This window comes from Bacillus sp. MUM 116 (assembly GCF_001866655.1).
Taxonomy (GTDB): Bacteria; Bacillota; Bacilli; order Bacillales; family Cytobacillaceae; genus Neobacillus.
The window spans coordinates 17,085-38,499 of sequence record NZ_MLYR01000081.1; the positions used below are offsets into that span (position 1 = coordinate 17,085).

The window sequence follows — 21,415 nt, forward strand, 5'->3', positions numbered from 1 at the left end:
TAAGAATCTTATTTATGGACGAGGGAGGAAACGAAATGATTTACATACAACGACTAGTCATACTTTCTTGTTTATGCCTATTAGCCTCCTGCAGTGGAAATCAAAAGGTAAAGGATAGCCAATTGGCCTTAATGAAAACAACTAATCCCAATCCAGTTATGACAGATCGTGATAAAAACACGAATCGGGTTCAAGAAATTGAAAAGTCAGTAAGTTCTTTTCCGGAAATTTATGATGCGGCTGTCATTAAAGGGAAAAAAGAAACACTTGTTGTTTATAAGGTTAAGCATTCGCACCGCTTTAAGATGAAAAAAATCGAAAAAAATCTGACTGAATTCTTAAACAAACGTTTTCCAAAAGAAAATATCACCGTTTCAAGTGATTATAAAATTTTCCTTGAAGCGGTTCGCTTGAATGAGCGCATCGAAAGTAAGAAATTTTCCGACCAAAAAGCCGAAAAACGTCTAGGCGAAATCATTAAAATGACGGAAGACATGACATAGAAGGGAGACAAACAAGATGGCCAGCAAACAAAAAAATTTAACTCCACAGCAGCAAAACTATCAGCAGCTGCAGCAGAAGCATGAGTTGAAACGGCCAGTTTTAAAGAATTGCCTAAAAGCTTTTTTCGTTGGCGGTTTGATTTGTGTTATCGGCCAAGCAGTTAGTTATTTTTACATATATTTTTTTAATTTTACCGAGCAGACCGCCGGGAATCCTACGGTTGCAACAATGGTTTTCTTTTCAATGCTATTAACCGGTTTTGGGGTCTACGACCGATTAGGACAGTTTGCAGGGGCGGGAAGTGCAGTACCCGTTACAGGGTTCGGTAATGCCGTCATCTCTGCGGCAATCGAGCATCGAACAGAAGGGTTTGTATTAGGTGTTGGCGGAAATATGTTTAAGCTTGCCGGGTCCGTCATTTTGTTTGGTGTTTTTTCGGCATTTGTTGTCGCACTAATTAAAACGTTACTGGCAATGTGGGGGGTTTTGTAATTGTTAAAAGGGCATCAATCTTGGGTATTCGCAAACCGGCCAATGATTATGGCAACGGGTGTATCGGGAGGCCCGTTTGAAGCAAATGGGAATTTAGCCAATGATTTTGACCTATTGCATGAAGATTTATGGATGGGACAGGAAACCTATGAAAAAGCGCATCGGGTTTTGCTTGAGGAATCCATCAAGATGGCTTTGCAAAAAGCAAATGTTCATAAGGAAGAAGTTCAATTTTTCTTTGCCGGTGACCTTATTAACCAAATTACGCCGACAAGCTTTGCGGCAAGGTCCATGCAAATCCCTTATTTCGGTCTCTTTGGAGCCTGTTCCACGTCAATGGAAGGGTTAGCACTTGCTTCTTTTGTTGTCAACAATCAAGGTGCAAAGTATATCCTGACAGGTGCCTCCAGTCATAATGCGGCTGTTGAAAAACAGTTTCGCTACCCAACGGAATACGGAGGACAAAAGCCGCCAACCGCGCAATGGACTGTAACGGGTGCCGGTGTTGCTGTGATTGCAAGCAATGATTCGTCAAAGAACGAACCTGTAACGATTTCGGCAACGATTGGTAAAGTGATTGATATGGGGTTAACCGACCCGTTTAATATGGGGGGAGCGATGGCTCCTGCTGCAGCGGATACCATTATTGCTCATTTTCGGGATTTACAATTGGATCCATCCTATTATGATTTAATCATCACCGGAGATTTAGGGCGAATCGGTCATGACACTGCATTTGAATTAATCAATAAAAGTGGCCTAAAGCTAGAACGAAAACAGTTTCAGGATTGCGGTCTACTTATTTACAAAAAAGATCAGCCTGTCCAATCAGGAGCAAGCGGTGCTGGCTGTTCTGCAACGGTATTATATGGACATTTACTGAATCAAATGAAAAAAGGCGTTTACAAACGAATTTTAGTTGTAGCTACTGGAGCTTTGTTATCACCGTTAAGCTTCCAACAAAATGAATCCATTCCTTGTATTGCGCATGCAGTTGCCATTGAAATGAATGGGGAAGAGGGGTGATGAAAGATGCTTGCCATGTTTTTTTGGGCGTTTGTAGTGGGCGGAATCATTTGCGTTATTGGTCAATTATTATTTGATGTGGCAAAACTTACACCGGGGCATACTTTAAGCATACTGGTGTGTGCTGGAGCTGTCTTGGATGGGTTCGGCCTCTATGAACCGTTAGTAGATTTTGCCGGAGCAGGGGCAACCATTCCAATCACGAGTTTCGGTAACTCATTAGTTCACGGTGCTCTTCAGGAGGCTAAGATACATGGACTTGTCGGGGTTTTAACAGGGATGTTTGAAGTGACCAGTTCTGGAATTTCAGCCGCAATCATTTTTGGATTTATCGGAGCGCTTATTTTTAGACCGAAGGGGTAAGTGCTAGTAGGACAATACTCCATTTTTAATCAGCATAATCGAAAAAAGGACGATGCCTATACACTTTTTACGGTATTCTCATATGTTATAAGTGAGATTACTAAAGTGAGGTGACTCAGTCTATGTGCTTCGGATATGGCGGCTACGGGTACGGCGGCGGCGGCTTTTACGGAGGTTCTACTTTCGTACTAATCGTTGTATTGTTTATCCTATTAATCATTGTAGGAACAAGCTTCATCTAAGAAGTCCTAACCTTCATTAAGAAAAGGCTGGCCATAATATGGCCAGCCTTTTCTTTGCTGCTCATGAACCTTTTTGGCCTTCCTTCATAAGATAAAGTAGTTGTTATGAAGGAGTGAAAATATTATATGGATAACGGGTTCTTTAAAAATATAGAAAAGAAAACAGGCGTAAATATGAAGGAAATCTTTGATTTAGCGAATTCTTTGCAAAATGCAAATTTTAAGGATGAAAAAACAGTAAGAAATGTCATTAAGAGAGTGTCTCAAATTGCCAATAGACATGTACCGCAGGAATTGGAAGATCAAATTGTTAAATCCATCATTAACGATGGAAAATCACTTGATTTCAATACCATTACGAACATGATGAATAATAAAAAATAAAAAAAATGGCCGCTTTCCTATAAGGAAGCAGGCCTATTTCTTTTCTTGCTTAAAGATGTCAGAAACCGTGAGCGATTGGCTTTTTTACCTCTTCGGTTACTTGGAATCGAGATAAATAGCTGCTCTTTTGCACGTGTCATGGCAACGTAAAATAATCTTCTTTCCTCTTCCAATGCCGAATAATCACCGTTACGATAGCTTTCCAATGCAAAGTCATGCGGCAGGCTCCCATCGACTGCACCAAGAACATACACGGTTTGATACTCCAGTCCTTTTGCCCGGTGGATCGTACTTAAAGTAATCGTCTCTGTAAAATGCTTGCTTAAATTTTTGATTTCTTTATTCATCGCAGACATATGCTCAGCGTGAGCCAATAAGGATTCAATTGAATTGAAATTTTTTGCCGCCACTTTCAGGTCCTTAATATCATCAGAACCTTTCTCAAGCATATTCGATTCATTTCCCCGCTTTTTTAAAAAATCAAGGAAGCCAATGTCTTTTTCAATCATTTCGATCGCCGAAAGCGGAGTTAATTGCTTTAATTTTCGTATGGCAGTGACCGCTTGTTTTAATTTCTTTTCCTGAAAGGAATGAGCTGTTTTAATATATGACAGGGCTTCTAAATTACTGCAATCTTGAAGGATACTCATTGCTTTTAAATCTCTTAGAACCGCTTGTTTTAAAAATAAATACGGCAAAACATCGGAAAGTGCAGTTTGATCATCTTCATTCAAGCTTAATTTAAGGAACGAGAGGATACTTTTCACAATCCTTCGGTCGTAAAAAGCCTCAACATCCTGCTCAATTCGAAACGGAAGATTTGAACTGGCTAACCGTTCAAAAACAGCACGTGCACCTGCATTTGTGCGATATAGAATCGCAAAATCTGAAGGAGCTGCACCTTGTGCAATTTTTTTCTGTAAATCCGTTACAATCATAGTTGCTTCTTCCTCTTCATCATAAGGGAAAAATATAATGGGAGCAGCTCCATGAGTGTATTGGGCTTTCATTTTCTTCAATCGTCTTTTTTTATTGGCAGCAATCATTTGATTGGCTGCGGTAACGATTTCATGTGATGACCGATAATTTTCCGCAAGTGTAATTACTTTTGCAGAGGGAAAATCTTTTTCAAAATCAAGTAAATAACTAGGGTCGCTGCCTCTGAAAGAATAGATCGCCTGGTCATCATCCCCGACAGCACATACATTTTTATATTTTCCTGAAAGAAGCTTGATCAATTCGTATTGGACCTTGTTGATGTCTTGGAATTCATCAATAAGGAAATACTGAAACCGATTTTGATATTGCTCAAGAAGTTCCGGAGTGGACTTAAGCAGCTGGTAACAACCAATGAGCATATCATCAAAATCAAATAATCTCTCGGCCAGCTTATAGTCCTCATATTTTTTATAAAGATAAAGAGTCTGTTTTTCCCATTCCGATTCAGGATGAATATCCTCTGGAAAAAGCAGTGAGTTTTTCCAAAAGCCGATTTGCTGGAGAGCTAAGTCATAAGCAAATTCTTTTTCCGACAATCCAATTTCTTTTCCGGCATTTTTGAGAATTTTATCCCGCTGCCAATCTTTGTTGAGCAGCCGCTCTGAGTTCCAATTTTCCCTAGAGTGAAACATTAGAATCCGATAAAAAATGCTGTGGAAAGTACCGGTTACGAGTTTATTTATCGCTTCTTTTTTTATTTGCGGATAGGTAAGCAAACGGTTTTTCATTTCACTTGCCGCTTTGGATGTGAAGGTAACGAGCATAATGTTGCGTGGGTCAATCTTTTGGACCTCCAACATGTAGGCAGTTCGTGCTGTTAATACCCGTGTTTTACCGCTGCCGGCGCCGGCAAGCACTAACAATGCTCCCTCTGTTTCAGAGACCGCAGCAGCCTGTGCATCGTCAAGAACTACACCTGATTTTGCTAATTGTTGTAAATAAGGGGATGGATATTCGATTGTGTTCGTCTCAATGTTTTGAAAAGGTACTTGATAGTCCAGAGATTTTGCTGTTTTGAAGGCTTGAACCTTTTCAGGTGCAGCCAAAATGCTTCTCCCCTTTGGAAGACGAAATCCATTCATTTCGTTATGGTTTTGTTCTGGTTCATTGTTAACTTCTTGTATGGTTTGCTCTGGACAATCTGGAATAGTTGAATGGGCATGCGAAAAATGTGGTGAATCCTGAATCCCTATGTAAAAACGAACGCTCTCGCGGCATACGGAACAAAGCAGCTCACCATTTTTGCCTGCTAAGTATATTTTTTGATATTCAGACCGATCTAAACTATCAAGTGAAATGGTTTGGTTTTGGTATATTGCAGTTTCCATAAGTTCTTCCTCGCTCTAAAAAATAAGCAACATGGTTAATCATATCAAAACCAGCAGGGAACAAAAAGGCTTGAAAAATGGAAAACAAAAAAATCGGGCATCAAATCTCAAAAGATTCCTACCCGATTTTTAAAATATTGGCTCTGTTAATCTTGGTTGTTGATTTCCGCTCCAATCAACATTGTTTCAAAAATCAACATTGACCTTTAACACAGCCAAAATATTAAATATGTTTTACCATTGTTTTATGCGGGATTCCGGCATCCATGAATTCCTCGGAAACCACTTCATAGCCTAATCCGGCATAGAAGGGAATCGCGTGTACTTGCGAATTCAGCTTTAATTTTTGAATACCATTATTCCGTGCATAGTCTTCAATTCCGTTCATAATCGCTTTACCAGCACCTGTACCCCTGGCCTGTTTCAATACGCAAATACGCTCGACTTTTCCATAACCGTCGACTAAGCGAAAGCGGCCGGCCCCAACTGGCGTGTTATCATGATACAGTACAAAGTGAGTGGCTTCCTCCTCATGCTGATCAATTTCCTCTTCAGCAGGTACATTTTGCTCATCAATAAAAACCGTTCTTCTTACAGAAAAAGCATCTTCTAATTCTTTTTGATTCTTAACAATCTTTACCGTCACTTCTTATTGTTCCCTTCCAAGACGAAATGTTTCGTATACAGTCCAAGAGCCATTTTCTAATTGATAAAGAAGATGGAATCGGTCAACTTTTTCTTCATGTTCAAATTTTTTCATGCGCAATGAGCCGTAAATATCAGAATGCTCATCATTTGAAAGATTTTGACCAAGTGTAATATGCGGGACAAATGCATATTCAGAGGTTTCTTGGTTTAACTCATGATTAATTTCCACTTGTAAATCCTTCAATTCAACAGTTGGTTCAACTTTTAAATAGATGACATTGTTTACTGGTTGAAAAGAACTTATTTTTGATGTTTTCAACTGGAATGGATAATGATTACCGGCAATCTTTTGTAATTTATCAGCAACTTGTTTCACATCATCCTCAGTTACTTCAAATGCGCTTTTTAATGTTAGATGTGGAGGAATTAAAGAGTAATGTGGGTCATAACGTTTACGATAAGAATTTACCGTATCTTGAAGTCCTTTAGATGGAAAAATAACAACACCGAATTTCATATGTATACCTCCGTTAGTAAAATTTTTAAGAAAATAATAGGTAACATCAAAATGAAATTATTATACATAAATAATTATAGCAAATTTTCGAAAAATATAAAATTATTTTGCCTTTCTAAGTATAATAATTAAAACATCATCGTAAGGGCTCGTCTTAAATCTGGTTGCCAGTATTTCCATGTGTGGTTTCCATCAAACTCTTCATAAAAATAGGAATAAGACTTGTCTTTCATCTCTTTTGAAAGCTCTCGATTTGGTTCAATGAAATTACTCACTTTACCATCAGTTGTTGGAACTTCTGTCTCCTGGTTTCCAACTACATGATAGACATCTAAAAGCTGCGGTTCAGAACAGTTACGAACCAATGTAAGAACCTGTTCGTTCACCAATGGCGATTGCAATAATACTTTTCCAAAGGTATGGGGATATTGAAGCGCTGTCATAAACGAAACAGTAGCACCTAATGAGTCGCCAATCAATGCCCTTGTAGTTCCAATTTGGTATGTCGGGAATTCCTTTTCGATAAAAGGAAGTAATTCATGAGCAAGAAAACGTATGTATTGTTTGTTTTGTTCCCCATCCGGGTGATATTTTCTGCGGCGATCCTCCACATTTTTATAGGGTATCCCAATAATGATTAAATTTTCAATTTTACGCTCAAAAAGTAATTCATCCGCTAACCGGCCAAATCTCCCCAGTTGGAAATAATCTTTTCCATCTTGAGCAATTAACAAGGAATATTTATATAAAGGTGAGAAATTTGCAGGTAAATAAACAAGGAGCTGCATTTCTTCTCCAAGTTCTAAACTTTGGAAAGTGAGTTCTTTAATTGTGCCTTTTGGATAATTCATCGATGATTCCTCCAATTTTCAAACTGTACAAATGCATTCTAACATAAAGATAGTGGAATTGCTTCAAGTAAAGAGTGAGGGGATGGCCGTGCAGAAACAGTGGGATAAGATTAATGGAGAGGAGATGTGTATAATTAGTTTGGGACCATCACCAAAACTTAAGTCTAGTGGAGGTATCTTTGTTTTGAGCGGACATCAGGCATTATGGACAAAATATTCGCACGGCGAAAAGTACGGACTTGTTTGCGAAGGAGACAATAAGCCCGAATATACTCATCATTAACTTCCTTTACAATTAATTTTCTCTGGGATAGCTGTTGGTTTTCTGAAAGATAAATCATTTCTAATGGTATATGTTCTTCAATCGAACGATAAAGAAGTCCTTCCATGTCACTCACACCTTTCTATTATTTATAGTATTATTATATCCGAACATTCGTTCTTTATTCAATGAATTTTAGAACGTATGTTCCGGTTTGTTATTTCCATTTTGTATTCATAAAATACAAAAAAGATATTGACTTTTGGAGCTTTGTCATTATAATTATAAATATACTTTAATATATGATCTGTTAGCTCAGCTGGGAGAGCGCAACCTTGACAGGGTTGAGGTCGGGGGTTCGAACCCCTCACAGGTCATCACCGCGGTAGAAACGTTGATATGACGGAGTTTCTACCGTTTTTTATTGCCGCTGACTTAATCGCAGGGTAGCGCTCCTATTTTCGACAAGATTGCGCTAGGTTAATGCGTCTTTTGTTCCGTTGACTTAACGAACAGGAGGCGTTTTTATTTTGGCTGATAAACGAACTGGCAAGCGTGTAAAAACCGTTAGGACATTAAGGAAATCCGCAAACAATCTCGATACTTTATTTCAGACATTTAAGTCGATAAAAAGAGCGGAGGGGCGCGCGACTGGCACGCTGACTCAATACGAGGATAATTACGGGTATTTTATCGAATATTCGAATATCTTGACCGCAACAATATAAAGAGATCGATGACGGTAGGATTATCGCCCGTTACGATTAACACGCGTCTTAAAACATTGCGAGTTATGTTTAAGTGTCTTGCGGAAGAGGGATTAATCGACCGCAATCCAATGGAAGGAATTAAAAACGTTATGAGCCGGAAGAGGAAATTGTTGTGCTTACTGCGGATGAATTAAACGGCTGCTTAACGTACCGAACCAGCGACATTATGCAGAGTTTCGCGATTACGTATTGATGCACTACTTAATCGATTCCATGAGTCGGATAAGTGAAGCGCTAGGTTTGCGTCATTCAGATGTAGACTTAGACGCGAAGATTGTGACTATTCGGGCCACTATTGCGAAGAGTAGAAAAGCGAGGACCATTGCTTTACAACCGGCGACTGCAAGAATGAAGGAACTGATTGCGGAGAACAACGCGGACTTTGATAGCGACTATATTTTTCTTGCAAATTACGGTGAACCGATGACACGGGATCATTTCCGCAATAGATTAAATGAATACGCTAAGATAGCCGGCATTACAAAGAATGTTCATCCGCATTTATTCCGGCATACAGCTGCTACTATGTTTCTTGAGTCAGGCGGGGGTATTCGTCACTTACAATTGCTATTAGGTCACGCGGATTTACGAATGGTATTACGGTATACGCACTTATCAAAGGAATCGCTAATAAATCAACATGAGAAGCACTCCGCATTAAATCAGATAACTGGGAAGCTTAATAAACCACGGAAGATAAAACGATAACCATTGCGCCACCTTAGCGGGTGGCGTTTTTTAATTTAGCCGTTATTAAACTAACTGGGAGTTGAAGAAAAAATTAGAATTTTATGGTAAAATATTGTTTAGATGGTTACAATACGCGCTAAGGAGGATTTGGAATGAACAGAACGGAATCGTTACTTCAAAACTGGGACTTTTGCTACGATAAAGAAGATTGGTATCCGCCGCTCGCTGACGCCCTCAAAGCGCTTACAGCGGAGCAAGCAGATTGGCGACCGGCTGGCGAGCATGCGAACTCGATTTGGGAGACAGTTGAGCATTTGATTTTTTACAAGGAACGGTTACTCAAAAGAATTACCGGTGAGGAATCGCAGTATCCGGAAGGGTTGACGAATGACGATACGTTCGCAGTCGCTTCGAAAACGGAGAGCGATTGGGATGCCACGCAAAATAGACTAAAAAGCGTCCATCTTGGCATCAGTAAGCGTATTACGAATTTAAACGTTGACCAATTGCAAGCTCTTGTTACTAATCGTCCATTAGACGAGTGGCTGAACAGCCTCATTCTCCATGACGCTTATCATACGGGCCAAATTATCTTGATCCGCAAGTTGCAAGGCTCTTGGCCATCGCGCCGCTCTTTTGAATAGGGCAAAAAATTGCACTGCAGTTACAAAGAAGGAACAATGAACATGCCCAATGACCACAAAGGAGGAACAATGAACATGGCCACATCTGAACCGGAGTTTACCATTACCCGCACCCTGAATGCCCGCCGCGAGCTCGTGTGGCGCGCCTGAACCGAGGAGAAGGAACTCGTCGACTGGTTGCCTTCTACACCCCGGGGATCAGTACGTGTACGACGGGTGGTCCGATGCACTCGACACGATTGTGAAAAAATATACTTAAACAAACGGGTGCTTTAGTTTAAGAAAAAATCAACAGCGGACCTACTAGGGTCCTTTTGAATTGGCGGGCAGCCTCCTGGTCACTTACTTTTATCCATTATGTACAAAAAAAGAAGTTGGCAAAAAAACAAACGTTTTTCACCAACTTCTTTACTATTTTAGTTAGAAGGACGTTTTTTTTGAGGGATAGGAGATAACTCGTTCACGGAGACAACAATATTCATCTTTTTAGTTGGTTTTTTCCAAAATTGTTCGTTATTTGGTAAGTCATCAAACCAGGAAGCAGTTGGTGGACAGTCCAAGATCATCAGCTCTCCATATTCCCCATCACGCGATTGGTGATATTTAAGATATGCCTTCCCATTCTCAATCGCGAGAATTTCAATTTTTCCAGATGTATGACTCATTACTAATTTGACTCGTTTGCCGAGGCCAGAGGTTTTAGCCTTCGCTTCCTCCACGATATGATATACCTGTTCCAATGGTAGAACAAACGAAGAGTTTCCGGCTACAGGACGATTTACAAAAAAATAGTAAGGAGTCACTCCAGCCCAAGATAGTTTATCTAACAGATTACCAAGAACATTTGGATCATCGTTTATTCCCTTTACAAATCCGTAGAATAAGTAAGAAACTATTAAAAGATTTAAACCAAAACTCAGAATAGGGGTATTCAGCTAGACTTATAATTTATCTTTTATTAAAAAACACTTCTCCGGTTTCATTATTGTCCATACAGACAAGAGACGTATGCGGCAAATAGTTCCCACCTTTCAACAGAGACTCTTTTATGAGATAATCTCCTCAAATAAAAATTTGGGGAGGTTTTTTATTAGGTAAATAAAATTGCGAAGGGAATGGGAACTTCGAATTATGCCCCTATCAACAGGAACGTCTCTTTTTGACACTCAAAAATATCGCTAAATCCAAGAATGCAGCCAAATGTAATGTAATCGGTGGATTACGAGAAGGGAAATTTAGTGAAAAGTATGACTTAATTAGGTTTTGTATGTTCGATATTAGATATATTTTGTTGAGTTTAGGTGGCTATTTTCCATGTTTGGTGGCAGAATGGTGGCAATATCTATGATTTAATTTCAGGTCATTTAAATAAAAATGGAATCAGAAATTTTTAGGTAATTAAATCTTTAATATAAGTTTGGGATTATTCGGGGTGAACCGTACCATAAGTAAATGAGGTAATTTAATTCCTGTTATGATAGGATTTAAAGAGATATTGAAAGAGGAAGTGAATGTAGTGATAAACATAACTATTCCCAAACCAAGTGTTACCATTACCAAACAGAATAATCCTGAGTTAAGTAATATTTATGGGTTTACTGATTTTCATCTTATCCCTAGAGATAAGGGTGGTATTTTTATGTTCTATAACAATAAACAAGAGCTATTATTCGTTGGGAAAGCAAGGAAATTGCGACAAAGAATTAAAAAGCATTTTGAGGATACTGTATCCCCAATCAAAATGCATAGAGATGAAGTCACTAAAATTGAAGTTTGTGTTATTGAAGACCCTGTACATAGAGAAATATACGAAACGTATATTATTAATGAACTCAAGTCGAAGTACAATATAGACAAGGTGTTTTTTAGGTAAAACTTTATCAAGAGAGGCGATAGGTATGGTTAAATAAGAGCATACCTATCGCCTTTTATTATTTGATAGATTAAAGGATGAGAACTATTGGATTGTAAACACAAAAAACTAACGACCTATATATATACTTACGCCTGTTATGAGGCGGAACGTTCATTGTGTGCTTTAGAAATGCGCTCATTATTTGGGAGTGAGTCTCAAACAAGCATTTTGGAGAGCCTTGTGAATATTGATCCAACTCGAAGTCCCTTTATTAAGGAAAGAATTGCTGTAATTTATGAGGGGAATTGATCGAGAAATTGTTAAGAAAGGGTCATTTACTCGCGAAGTGATTGTATGTAAGTAAATTATTTTATGAACAGCTTAATCTCACCTCCATTACCACAAATAAATATCCTTATTTTGATATGTAACGGAGAATCCTACCACAAGTAAATGAGGTTTTTAATGGTATAGATAGAAGTCAAGGGGAAAGCTAACAACAGTCAGTCCTACATAATTAAACAGGGCCAAAATATTGAATAAAAAATAAAGATGGAGCAATAGTTTTACGTTGACTCCATCTTTATTTCTTTACCATTCCTTAGGCTCATAGTTTAAATCATGAAATAATTGATTACGCTCTTTCTTTGATAAGTCTCTCCATTGCCCAACGGGAAGATTACCTAAATGAATATTCATAATTCGAGTTCGCTGCAACCTAAGGACTTCGTAACCAAGTGCTTCGCACATGCGACGAATTTGGCGGTTTAATCCTTGGGTTAAAATGATTTGAAACTCATAATTAGAAATCTGTACGACTTCACAAGGCAGCGTTTTAGTACCTAGAATTTTTACTCCTCCTGCCATTTGCTTTAAAAACTCAGGAGTGATTCGCTTATCAACATTAACAATATATTCTTTTTCATGCTTATTTTCGGCACGTAAAATTTCATTTACTATATCTCCATCGTTTGTAAGGAGTATTAATCCATCTGAGTCTTTATCAAGCCGCCCTATATTAAAGATTCTTAAAGGATGGTTGACTAAATCAATGATATTTCCTTTAACGTGTTTTTCTGTTGTGGTTGTAATCCCTACAGGTTTATTCAAGGCGATATAGACATAATTACTTGCAACTCTTATCGGGTTTCCACTAATACGCACATCATCCCCGGGCTCGACTTGGCTGCCTATTTTTGCAATCTTTCCATTAATAGTGACTCTTCCTTCACTAATTAATTTATCTGCTCCACGCCTAGACGTTTTTCCAGACTCGCTTATATATTTATTAATACGCATGTTACATACACCCTTAAATAGATATTGTTATTCTAGAATACCCGATTTCCATGTTATTTTCAAAGATGAATTAAAACCTCATTTTGTTTCGTCACAGTGAACCGTATCATAAATAGATGCAGATTTTTATAATAATCATTGTCATATTACGTACGATGTGAATCTTTCAGCTTTTAAAAAAAATAAGCTGGCCAAGTCATTTTTTTTTGACTTATCTTGGCCAGCTTATCTTTTTTGTCTGGAATGCTTAAAGTATTCGATATAGCAAATTGTCCGGTCATATAAAAAAGTATAAAAAACAATGTATTTCACTAGTGTTGCATAAATAATGCCGCAATTTTCAGCAAAACCATTATTCCCTCATTAGCCAAAATGGGAAATACATAATTAAGGGTAGTTCCATCGATTTAGAAATTTATTCACAAATAGACCGGGGGTTCTCCCGTCGATTTCAAAATCGATTCACCTTCATCGTTCATTTCTTTGATTATTTGATTAACTCATGATATTGAGTATTTATTCAACATGAATGGGTCCACCAGAGATTGGTTGCCATTCAGTTGGTTCATTCTTATAACATAGAGCCATCCAATAATAATGGGCAGGTTTTGTCAGCCCATGCGCCGAGCTGTGCCAGACCCCGCGATGAAGAACGGCAACTTGTCCAGGACGAAGAAGGACAGGAACAATTTCATTTGCATTTGGAGCGTTTTCATTGGTAGCGGGAGCAACCAAGAACACAATAGGTTCGTTCTGACAAAATAGTGCTTCTTGTGTATGCATGTGGCGTTCCATTTCATGGGCAGTAAAAGGAACCCCACTGCCGAATGTGTAACCGAGGCTAGCTAGAGAGTCAATAACAGGAATTGCAGTATTGGTGTCCTCCCAACCATCACCGGAACTTTGGTTAACCCAGCCAGTTCCTTTGGAAGGAGATGTCATATTGTAGAGGATTCCAAACTCTTGAAAATTAATAGATGTAATTTCAACAGGTTTCATTTTGCCTCAACCTTTCTAATTGTTATTTAAGGATGGCGAAACGTTCAAAGTCTTCACTGTGTTCCTTTATGAATTGGAATACAGCCTCCGTTCCGCAAGCCCCGGCTCTGCCGCCCATAATGGTGACTGCACGAGCAGCTGCAAAGTTAGCAAATTCCGCTGAAAGTTGAATGTTTTCGGTACGTCTATAGGCATATAGGAAAGAACTACAGAAGGTATCTCCAGCTCCGGTAACGTCCGTTATTGGCACGTTAATACCTTTTACAGTAAATTCGTTATGTGCTGTAAATATTCGACATCCCTTTTCCGCATAAGTAACAACGATCATCTGAATCCCTTTTTGGAATAAAAATTGTTTGGTTTCTTCTTCGGTTTTATTGCGCATTAGATTGTTGAATCCGGTTTCATTTACAAAAAGAGTGTCGACATAAGCAAAAAGCTGATCTTCTCCGGGCTGGAGATCGGCGACATCAAGATCACACCATATTTTTGATCCGTTAGCGTTTGCTTTGGAGAGGATACCTGCTGCATCTAGATCACCACAGCAAAGTGGTTTCAATTCGCAAAAGTTGGAATAGATATATTCCGCATTACAGATTGCGTCTAATGTTTCCGAAGTAATCTCAAGACGTTGGATACCCATGGTAGGAATAAATACCGTATGTTCGTTTTCTGCTAGAATAATAATGGTCTTAGAATCAGGTAAAGAATCATCTCGAATAATATAAGTGGTATCAATTCCAGCATCTCGTAAATTCTCACAAAGTTGTTGTGAAATGAAACCGTTATTCAAAGCTGATAAAAATTTAGCAGGTTGTAGATAACTGGCATAGACACTTGCTGCATTGGCAATCATTCCACCCATTTGTGCGGGTAGTGCATGAACGATGACTTTATCGCGCAGGTTTGGAAAGTACGCAGCACTATAATATTCATCCAAAGCTATATCCCCAATAAAAAATGTGTACCCCTGGTGATCCATACAAAGAGCTCCTTTTCTTTAAATTTTGAGTTGAGTATATCATGATTATTTGATGAATACAACGTGTTAATACGACTTAAAATATATTAATACGTTTATATGGAAAATGATAGACGGGGGAAAATAAGTCGTGTTAAGATGTATTAAGAGAGGAGGACAAAAGATTCACAATAATAGGGTCCCTATTATTGGAAGTGACTTTAGATTGTTGTTGCAATCGGTTTCTTCTTAATTACAATCATAATGATTAGTCAGCTGGCGAAGGAACTTGGATTGGCAATAGTATCTAGTATCGCAGGGATATTATTGTATTCCCGATCCGTCGTAAATAAATTACCACCGGAAACCAGCGGAATGGAGAGTAAGATGAGTGGTAAAGGAAATTTCATAGATTTATTTAGAAGCGAAAAGCCAATTATGGGGATGTTACACCTTAAAGGCGGCAATGAAGGTAACATGCTGGAAATCGCAAAAAAAGAGATTAATTTATTAGTTGAAAATGGTGTTAATGCAATTATAGTGGAGAACTATTTTGGCTCAGTAGAGGATGTTGCAACAGTACTAGATTATCTTCAACGTGAAAAGAATCATATCGTCTATGGTGTTAACGTTCTTGATCATGATGATCTAGCGTTTGAATTTGCTAATAAATACGGGGCGAAATTCATACAATTAGACTCAGTTGCAGGACACCTCACACCAGAAGAAGATGTGATCTTCAATGAGAAAATGAAAACATGGCGCAAGGAATCATCAGCATTTGTTATGGGTGGTGTGCGATTTAAGTATCAGCCTTACAAATCTGGACGTTCCCTTGAGGAGGACTTGGAAATCGGAATAACAAGATGTGATGCTGTTGTTGTAACAGGGGATGGGACTGGTATGCAGACTCCAATCGACAAAATCAAGGAATTCAGAAGGATGATTAAGGACTTTCCGTTAGTTATCGGAGCAGGTATGACCCCAGAAAATAGTGCAGAGCAATTGGAAGTTGCTAATGGAGCAATCGTTGGGAGTTACTTCAAGGATACCTATACAGACAACGGTGATATGGATGCTTCTCATGTACGACTTTTTATGGAAGCTGTAAAAGGTTGTAGGTAATTGACGGGGGGAGATCAAATATGGGATTATCAGTTTATCAGCTAGTAGGGTATGTATATCGGTAGCTGAAATTCGATTTGATCTTGAGGATTAAAGGAGCATTAATTGGTCATGGATATTATATCACTAGAAGCTGATCATATGGTACCTCTTTACCAGCAGCTTTATAATACAATTCGAGAAAAAATCGCATCTGGCGAATACAAACCTGGAGAGCGCATCCCATCAGAAGCCCAACTTATTGAAATATACAATATCAGTCGGGTGACTGTTCGAAGCGCTTTGAAGAAATTAGTAGAAGATAATATTCTTGTGAAGCGACATGGCAAAGGAACCTTTGTATCAATACCAGAATATGTGGAGAGTATTGGGGTGGGTGGAAGTTTTACCGCATCTTGGAAACAAACAGATGTAGTTCCAGGCACCAAAATTATTTCAAAGCTTTATGTGAATGCCAATAAAAAAATTGCTAATCAATTGAACATAGAGGAAGGTTCCAAGATTATTCATATCAGGCGCTTGCGTTTGGTCAATGATCTTCCTGCGATTCTAGAAGAAGATTATTTTTTACCGGAGTATGATTTTCTAATGGAAATGGATTTAGACAACAAGTCTATTTTAGAAATTATTCGTAATCAGACAGGGCTTGTTGCAAAGGAATTTAATGATATTTTCGAAGTGAAATCCGCAACAAAGGAGCAGGCGGAATTTCTCGAATATAAGACTGGAAGCCCTTTGCTGAGAGTTAGCCAGACGATTTTAACTGAAAAACTCGATCTCCTATATTATAACGAAGAATATATTAGAACTGATCGATATAAATATGCAATCCGTTCTTACTGATTGCATAAGCTCCCGATTTTCCAAATTGAAAAAGCGTTAGACATGACTTTTTTTAAAACAAACACAATTTATATGATACAAGTAGTTATCGTTTGTTATTTTTTTGAAAAATGACAGCTAATTAGTTGTCTATTTGTTATGCAAAAAAAAGGAATGGTTAGAGTTTTACTGTATAAACGAATTGTTTAATTATGTTCAAGTTGTTTTACTGACAACTAAATAAAATATTCTGACTTCATTATATGGGGAGTGTAAATAGATGGCAAATAATTTGGAAAGAAAATTGGGACTAGCTCCAACGATTGCTCTGTCAGTAGGAACAACCCTTGGTGCGGGAATCTTTATTTCAATTAGTGAGGTCGCAGGGGCCTCCGGCTCTGCACTCTTTACAGTATTGGCATTTCTAATCGGTGGTTTAATCATGATTCCGCAGAATTTAATTTTAGCTGAATTAGCGACGGCCTATCCGGAAAATGGCGGGAACTATGTATTTATTAAAAATGCGGGTTGGCGAAAGCTTGCATTCTTGACAGGGTGGGCATCATTTTGGGCTAATGATTCAAGTGCACTTGCGATCGTATCCTTAGCGGGGGTACAGTACATTGCTTATCTTTTTCCAATGAATGGCCTCGCTATTAAATTTATTGCAGTTGCCTTCATTATACTCTTTATGATGATTCATATCCGTTCGGTAGAAGGCGGCGGTAAATTCCAGGCCATCATTACTTTTATTAAGATTCTGCCTTTTGTTTTGCTGATTGGTATGGGGTTATTTTTTGTAAGAGGAGACCTGGTCATGACTCCAGGAGTAGCTGCTGCTCCAGTTGGTTTGATGACATTGCTGGCAGGTATTTCGGCAACAAGCTGGTCATTTGACGGTATGGGTGCATGCACATACATGACGGGCGAAATCAAAAATCCGAAAAAGACCATGCCTAGAGCTTTGATCAGCTCGGTTATCATTATTATTCTATTATATGTAGGCTTAACTTTTGTTGTTACAGGTGTTGTACCGTTCGACCAATTGGTCAATTCGAAAGCACCACTTGCTGAAGCAGGTGCGGCAATTCCGCTGATTGGAAATATCTCAGGTACGTTTATTGCCATATCAGGTATTATTGTTATTCTCGCTGCTTTGTCAGGAACCGTTATGTTCCAACCGCGCTTGGAATATGCAATGGCAAAAGATGGGCTTTTCTTTAAAAGCTTTGGAAAAGTGCACAAAAAATATGGTACACCATATTTCTCTATGATGGCACAGTGTATGTTAGCTATTGTTCTTATTTTCTTATCCAATATTACTGAGTTGCTTGGATATTTCACCTTTGTATTGTTATTAAAGAATACGCTTACATTCGCTTCGATTTTTGTGCATCGAAAAAAGCCGGATTATAACCCATTGTGGAAAGCACCCGCTTGGAAACTCATGGCTGTTATTTCGATCGCATCTAGTTTGATATTGGTAGTTTCTACGTTTATGTGGGCAGCAATTCCAAGTATTATTACAGCGATCATTGTTGTTGTTACGGGCCTTCCTGTCTTCTATTTTTGGGAGAAACGAAACAAAAAAGAAGAAATTAAAGAGAGAGAATCAATAAATATAAACTAAAAGGATGATAATCTGATGCAGTTTTCAACTTTTAAGGCGGAGCTTTTTGATGAACACCCACATTTTAAGATGGCTGAATTCTGTGCGAAATTTGGGCTTGAAGGTATGGAAGTTTTTATGGACGATGTGCTTTCAAGAGATCAAGATTTGAATGATGAGAAACTAGTAATCTTGGATAAACTTCGTACTTTACATGTAAAAAGAGTTCATTGCTCTTACTGGGCGTACCCAACCAGCTTTCTTACAAAGAATAATTTTCAAGAACTGGTTGAGAGATTTGGAAACTGGGAAGATGTCGTGAATTATTATGGTGACCTAACAGGTGATCATATGTATAAAAGATGGGCAGATGAGTATCAGATTGCCACTGAGTTAAAAGCACAGGCGTATACGTTTCATCTAATCGATTACGCACCAATTGATGGGAAATGGGAGTTCACAATTTCCAAGGGAGATATTCGTCAGGCGATGATATTTATGATTCAACAATTCTTAAATTATCTGATGAATCAGAATCTTCTTACTAGGGATTCTCCAATGATCGAAGTGGAAAATGCCGGGTGGGGATTGGAGCATGGTTTGCAGACCTCAGAGGACTATCAGTTAATGTATTGCCAGCTTTACGATCCGTTCCAAAAAGTCAAGATTGGTTGGGATATTAACCACTTGTTACATGCGATTGGCTTTGACGAGACTCAAAATTGCGCCCGATTCTTCCTGCCAGACTGTGAAATTAGCACCCAAATGTTTGAATTACAACAGCGTTATGGCAACGAGCCGCAGGTATTTGCCCAGAAGTGGTTGGAGCACAATATTATGGACCCAGAGTTAGTCAATCGTATTGGTTGTATACAGCTTTCAGACTGTGCGTTAAAAACGACTGAGTTTTTCCGTAATGGTAAGTTGACCGGACAATATTATGACGAAATCGCTGCTCTTGATAGTTGGAGAGAGCAGGAGAATTATGGTGTTAATATTGTACTCTCCTGTTATGACTCCCATATACCATTGGGGGATGGGATATTGAACCCTAAAGCAATAAAAGAGATGATTCTCAAGATTCGTGCTGTTAATTCAAATTTGGTCATTTTACATGAACTTAAAAACAATACTGATCAGGCTGCGGCATTAAGAAGGCAGTTGGATCGTCTTGACCTAAAATAAGGAGATGATCCGTTTATGAAATTTATTATTGTTGGTCCCACGATTGTGAATGATATTCAATTTGCAGATGGCAGCATAAGCAAGGGGCATATTGGTGGTGCCATATTTTGTCTGGAAGGGGTAAAAATATGGAGTGACGACTGTCTCTATGTATCAAATGTAGGTGAAGATTTCTCGAAGTATTATGGTGAGTGGATGGAGGCAAATCATTGTTCCTATGAAGGTCTCAATTATAATCTTCCCCATACAGAATATACGACCCTTATATATGGGGATGAAGGACTTCATGATGAGGTTTCCATTTATGGCGAGGACATTGAAAAGCAGATCTCAGAGCTAGATAAGAGAACTGCCGAGCAGATTGCCAGTCATTGCGGTAGTGAAACGAGAGGGATCTATATTGAAGCGTCCGAAATGGACCCTCTGTGGGATAACTTGAATCTGATTCACATGAAATGCAATGCGAAAATCATGTGGGAAATCCCTACTTCCGCAGCGATGCAAAAGCATCGGAAAGAAAAAGTGTTAAAGACGATTATCAAGGCTGGGTTGTACTCGATTAATTTGCCAGAGGCGATGAGCCTATTTGAGACAAAGGATGAAAAATCAACGGTTGAGGCAATTATTTCCTTTGGTGTTCCGTGTTTTTTCAGAGTTGGTAGTAGAGGTTCGTACATGATTTCGGATGGTCAGGCATATTTTGCTTCAAGTATCTCTGTTGGAGATGTTGTTGATGCTACTGGATGTGGTAACTGTTCCACCGCTGCTGCGCTTTATGCGTATTGTGAAGGATTTGCACCGAAAAAAGTTGCGGCTATGGCAAATATTGCAGCGGCATATAACCTATTGCAGTATGGGCCATATCCTGTTATCACCAGTGAAACAAGGGCCGAAGCTATGCGGTTGCTCGAAAAGTAGATGAACTAATTTGTTAATAGGCATGTGACTGGTAACGCAGGCAGGATCAAAAATAGACAGAGAATACCTACACTATTAATCTTGTGAAAAATAAGTTTAATTCACTTATTGACGACCGTAATATTAATAAAATAATGTAAAAATAAACCTCATTTAGATCCACTGCGGTGAACCGTACCATATAAAAATAAAAGCCTTTTTGGTCAAAAAAATGGTCAAGAATTTATGGTTTTCTATTGTCCAGATTTTTGTAACATAAGACCTCTCAACCGCTTGAACCCTTGATATATAAGGTTTTTTAATAAGGAAATCCTCTACTGTGAAATTATGTACACTATCTTGACAGGGTTGAGGTCACAGGTTCGATCCCTGTACAGGTCATCATTTTAAGAAGCCGAAAACCCTTGTAAATCAAGGTTTTTTGGCTTTTTTGTTTATAATTAAACAAATTAAAATAGCAATGTTATTTGAAACCCTGCACAAAACTTGCATATGTGTTTTTACTTCTGTTTTAAAAGAGCCTCCAAATTTTCCTTTTTGGAATTCTTGTTTTTCATAATGTTTTTTTAATTCTTCCACTAGAATCTAGGAAATTGAAATCTGCCTCTTTGATTTAGGTTTTTTAGGTTCTTTGAAGAATAAACCCTTACCAGCTACAAAAGCTAAACTTCGTTTGATATGAATTTTCTTTTTTTCAAAATCAACATCATCTCATTTTAATCCATAAAAATTAAAAGTATTAATTTAATTTAGATAAAACAAAGGAAATAGTTAAGATCTTCAACAATTGGGCACGTTCGAAAACTTATTGATATGGGTAAGAATATACGATCTTATGAAATTTTCTTTTCTTGTTAGGAAAGAAATATAAATTGATCAAAAAAAGCCGCCGAGATTTTGGCAGCTTGGAACACTATACGTT

At 38.3% G+C, this 21,415-nt stretch carries 22 protein-coding genes, 1 tRNA gene and 2 pseudogenes; 16 read left to right on the top strand and 9 right to left on the bottom strand.

Features of this window, described 5'->3' with window-relative positions; translation table 11 throughout:
- The first annotated feature begins 35 nt into the window (after window positions 1–35).
- The 6 genes from BIV60_RS18620 to spoVIF all read left to right on the top strand — a co-directional run bounded on the left by BIV60_RS18620 (window position 36) and on the right by spoVIF (window position 3,011).
- Window positions 36–503 carry a YhcN/YlaJ family sporulation lipoprotein gene (locus tag BIV60_RS18620; RefSeq protein ID WP_177177340.1) on the top strand — a complete coding sequence of 156 codons (468 nt, stop codon included), beginning with the start codon at window positions 36–38 and terminating at the stop codon, window positions 501–503.
- 16 nt (window positions 504–519) lie between these two features.
- Window positions 520–996, top strand: coding sequence for a stage V sporulation protein AC (spoVAC, locus tag BIV60_RS18625; protein ID WP_071357212.1), 477 nt, complete (start codon window positions 520–522; stop codon window positions 994–996).
- Window positions 997–2,022, top strand: coding sequence for a stage V sporulation protein AD (gene spoVAD / locus BIV60_RS18630; protein ID WP_071357213.1), 1,026 nt, complete (start codon window positions 997–999; stop codon window positions 2,020–2,022).
- Window positions 2,023–2,028: 6 nt separating this feature from the next.
- Window positions 2,029–2,385 carry a stage V sporulation protein AE gene (gene spoVAE / locus BIV60_RS18635; protein WP_071357214.1) on the top strand — a complete coding sequence of 119 codons (357 nt, stop codon included), beginning with the start codon at window positions 2,029–2,031 and terminating at the stop codon, window positions 2,383–2,385.
- A 122-nt stretch (window positions 2,386–2,507) separates the two neighbouring features.
- Entirely contained in the window at window positions 2,508–2,627 is a 120-nt protein-coding gene (locus BIV60_RS28595) for a YjcZ family sporulation protein (RefSeq protein ID WP_083402321.1), read from the top strand.
- 126 nt (window positions 2,628–2,753) lie between these two features.
- Window positions 2,754–3,011, top strand: a complete 258-nt coding sequence (gene spoVIF, locus BIV60_RS18640; protein ID WP_071357215.1) for a sporulation-specific transcription regulator SpoVIF — start codon at window positions 2,754–2,756, stop codon at window positions 3,009–3,011.
- 17 nt (window positions 3,012–3,028) lie between these two features.
- Here spoVIF and BIV60_RS18645 read toward each other — a convergent pair whose 3' ends face one another.
- From BIV60_RS18645 to BIV60_RS18665, 5 genes are all read right to left on the bottom strand, one after another.
- Window positions 3,029–5,338 (bottom strand): ATP-dependent helicase, encoded by a 2,310-nt coding sequence (locus tag BIV60_RS18645; RefSeq protein WP_071357216.1) that lies wholly within the window; start codon window positions 5,336–5,338, stop codon window positions 3,029–3,031.
- Window positions 5,339–5,561: 223 nt separating this feature from the next.
- Window positions 5,562–5,984 carry a GNAT family N-acetyltransferase gene (locus BIV60_RS18650; RefSeq protein ID WP_071357217.1) on the bottom strand — a complete coding sequence of 141 codons (423 nt, stop codon included), beginning with the start codon at window positions 5,982–5,984 and terminating at the stop codon, window positions 5,562–5,564.
- Window positions 5,985–5,987: 3 nt separating this feature from the next.
- Window positions 5,988–6,503: a YjcG family protein gene (locus tag BIV60_RS18655; RefSeq protein ID WP_071357218.1), complete on the bottom strand. Its 516-nt coding sequence runs from the start codon at window positions 6,501–6,503 to the stop codon at window positions 5,988–5,990.
- Between the two features lie 128 nt (window positions 6,504–6,631).
- Window positions 6,632–7,354, bottom strand: a complete 723-nt coding sequence (locus BIV60_RS18660; protein WP_071357219.1) for an alpha/beta hydrolase — start codon at window positions 7,352–7,354, stop codon at window positions 6,632–6,634.
- A 164-nt stretch (window positions 7,355–7,518) separates the two neighbouring features.
- The gene (locus tag BIV60_RS18665; RefSeq protein WP_071357220.1) at window positions 7,519–7,743 is read right to left on the bottom strand and encodes a hypothetical protein; all 225 of its coding nucleotides are present in this window, start codon (window positions 7,741–7,743) and stop codon (window positions 7,519–7,521) included.
- Between the two features lie 177 nt (window positions 7,744–7,920).
- On the opposite strand from BIV60_RS18665, the gene BIV60_RS18670 reads away from it, so the two are divergent.
- The 3 genes from BIV60_RS18670 to BIV60_RS18680 all read left to right on the top strand — a co-directional run bounded on the left by BIV60_RS18670 (window position 7,921) and on the right by BIV60_RS18680 (window position 9,720).
- Window positions 7,921–7,993: transfer RNA gene (locus tag BIV60_RS18670), tRNA-Val, on the top strand.
- A gap of 531 nt (window positions 7,994–8,524) precedes the next feature.
- Window positions 8,525–9,094, top strand: coding sequence for a tyrosine-type recombinase/integrase (locus BIV60_RS31020; protein WP_371261561.1), 570 nt, complete (start codon window positions 8,525–8,527; stop codon window positions 9,092–9,094).
- 134 nt (window positions 9,095–9,228) lie between these two features.
- Window positions 9,229–9,720, top strand: a complete 492-nt coding sequence (locus BIV60_RS18680) for a DinB family protein (protein WP_071357221.1) — start codon at window positions 9,229–9,231, stop codon at window positions 9,718–9,720.
- Window positions 9,721–10,136: 416 nt separating this feature from the next.
- On the opposite strand, the pseudogene BIV60_RS18685 reads toward BIV60_RS18680, so the two are convergent.
- Window positions 10,137–10,589 (bottom strand): annotated as a pseudogene (locus tag BIV60_RS18685) (KamA family radical SAM protein); the annotation flags it as partial.
- A 647-nt stretch (window positions 10,590–11,236) separates the two neighbouring features.
- Here BIV60_RS18685 and BIV60_RS18695 point away from each other — a divergent pair.
- Window positions 11,237–11,593: a nucleotide excision repair endonuclease gene (locus BIV60_RS18695; RefSeq protein ID WP_071357233.1), complete on the top strand. Its 357-nt coding sequence runs from the start codon at window positions 11,237–11,239 to the stop codon at window positions 11,591–11,593.
- A gap of 87 nt (window positions 11,594–11,680) precedes the next feature.
- Window positions 11,681–11,881: pseudogene (locus BIV60_RS30535) on the top strand (RNA methyltransferase); the annotation flags it as partial.
- A 285-nt stretch (window positions 11,882–12,166) separates the two neighbouring features.
- Here BIV60_RS30535 and rluF read toward each other — a convergent pair.
- From rluF to BIV60_RS18710, 3 genes are all read right to left on the bottom strand, one after another.
- Window positions 12,167–12,874: a 23S rRNA pseudouridine(2604) synthase RluF gene (rluF, locus tag BIV60_RS18700; RefSeq protein WP_071357223.1), complete on the bottom strand. Its 708-nt coding sequence runs from the start codon at window positions 12,872–12,874 to the stop codon at window positions 12,167–12,169.
- Between the two features lie 516 nt (window positions 12,875–13,390).
- On the bottom strand, window positions 13,391–13,873 hold the full coding sequence (locus BIV60_RS18705) for an ureidoglycolate lyase (protein WP_071357224.1): 483 nt from the start codon (window positions 13,871–13,873) through the stop codon (window positions 13,391–13,393).
- Between the two features lie 22 nt (window positions 13,874–13,895).
- Complete coding sequence (locus BIV60_RS18710) at window positions 13,896–14,855, bottom strand: carbohydrate kinase family protein (RefSeq protein ID WP_071357225.1); 960 nt, start codon at window positions 14,853–14,855, stop codon at window positions 13,896–13,898.
- A gap of 273 nt (window positions 14,856–15,128) precedes the next feature.
- On the opposite strand from BIV60_RS18710, the gene BIV60_RS18715 reads away from it, so the two are divergent.
- From BIV60_RS18715 to BIV60_RS18735, 5 genes are all read left to right on the top strand, one after another.
- On the top strand, window positions 15,129–15,959 hold the full coding sequence (locus tag BIV60_RS18715) for a BtpA/SgcQ family protein (RefSeq protein WP_218145952.1): 831 nt from the start codon (window positions 15,129–15,131) through the stop codon (window positions 15,957–15,959).
- A 111-nt stretch (window positions 15,960–16,070) separates the two neighbouring features.
- Entirely contained in the window at window positions 16,071–16,802 is a 732-nt protein-coding gene (locus BIV60_RS18720; protein ID WP_071357227.1) for a GntR family transcriptional regulator, read from the top strand.
- Window positions 16,803–17,061: 259 nt separating this feature from the next.
- On the top strand, window positions 17,062–18,411 hold the full coding sequence (locus tag BIV60_RS18725) for an amino acid permease (protein ID WP_071357228.1): 1,350 nt from the start codon (window positions 17,062–17,064) through the stop codon (window positions 18,409–18,411).
- Window positions 18,412–18,426: 15 nt separating this feature from the next.
- A complete protein-coding gene (locus BIV60_RS18730; protein ID WP_071357229.1) occupies window positions 18,427–19,575 on the top strand; it encodes a hypothetical protein in 1,149 nt (382 codons plus the stop codon).
- A 15-nt stretch (window positions 19,576–19,590) separates the two neighbouring features.
- The gene (locus BIV60_RS18735; RefSeq protein WP_071357230.1) at window positions 19,591–20,493 is read left to right on the top strand and encodes a PfkB family carbohydrate kinase; all 903 of its coding nucleotides are present in this window, start codon (window positions 19,591–19,593) and stop codon (window positions 20,491–20,493) included.
- The last annotated feature ends 922 nt before the right edge of the window (window positions 20,494–21,415 follow it).

Excerpts from the sequence above, each read along its gene's own strand:
- BIV60_RS18705 (WP_071357224.1), bottom strand. The coding sequence starts at position 13,873 with ATGAAACCTGTTGAAATTACATCTATTAATTTTCAAGAGTTTGGAATC.
- BIV60_RS18710 (WP_071357225.1), bottom strand. The coding sequence starts at position 14,855 with ATGGATCACCAGGGGTACACATTTTTTATTGGGGATATAGCTTTGGAT.
- spoVAC (WP_071357212.1), top strand. The coding sequence starts at position 520 with ATGGCCAGCAAACAAAAAAATTTAACTCCACAGCAGCAAAACTATCAG.
- BIV60_RS18720 (WP_071357227.1), top strand. The coding sequence starts at position 16,071 with ATGGATATTATATCACTAGAAGCTGATCATATGGTACCTCTTTACCAG.
- BIV60_RS18680 (WP_071357221.1), top strand. The coding sequence starts at position 9,229 with ATGAACAGAACGGAATCGTTACTTCAAAACTGGGACTTTTGCTACGAT.
- BIV60_RS28595 (WP_083402321.1), top strand. The coding sequence starts at position 2,508 with ATGTGCTTCGGATATGGCGGCTACGGGTACGGCGGCGGCGGCTTTTAC.
- spoVAE (WP_071357214.1), top strand. The coding sequence starts at position 2,029 with ATGCTTGCCATGTTTTTTTGGGCGTTTGTAGTGGGCGGAATCATTTGC.
- rluF (WP_071357223.1), bottom strand. The coding sequence starts at position 12,874 with ATGCGTATTAATAAATATATAAGCGAGTCTGGAAAAACGTCTAGGCGT.
- BIV60_RS18660 (WP_071357219.1), bottom strand. The coding sequence starts at position 7,354 with ATGAATTATCCAAAAGGCACAATTAAAGAACTCACTTTCCAAAGTTTA.
- BIV60_RS18655 (WP_071357218.1), bottom strand. The coding sequence starts at position 6,503 with ATGAAATTCGGTGTTGTTATTTTTCCATCTAAAGGACTTCAAGATACG.
- BIV60_RS18620 (WP_177177340.1), top strand. The coding sequence starts at position 36 with ATGATTTACATACAACGACTAGTCATACTTTCTTGTTTATGCCTATTA.
- BIV60_RS18725 (WP_071357228.1), top strand. The coding sequence starts at position 17,062 with ATGGCAAATAATTTGGAAAGAAAATTGGGACTAGCTCCAACGATTGCT.
- BIV60_RS18735 (WP_071357230.1), top strand. The coding sequence starts at position 19,591 with ATGAAATTTATTATTGTTGGTCCCACGATTGTGAATGATATTCAATTT.
- spoVIF (WP_071357215.1), top strand. The coding sequence starts at position 2,754 with ATGGATAACGGGTTCTTTAAAAATATAGAAAAGAAAACAGGCGTAAAT.
- BIV60_RS18645 (WP_071357216.1), bottom strand. The coding sequence starts at position 5,338 with ATGGAAACTGCAATATACCAAAACCAAACCATTTCACTTGATAGTTTA.
- BIV60_RS18730 (WP_071357229.1), top strand. The coding sequence starts at position 18,427 with ATGCAGTTTTCAACTTTTAAGGCGGAGCTTTTTGATGAACACCCACAT.
- BIV60_RS18665 (WP_071357220.1), bottom strand. The coding sequence starts at position 7,743 with ATGGAAGGACTTCTTTATCGTTCGATTGAAGAACATATACCATTAGAA.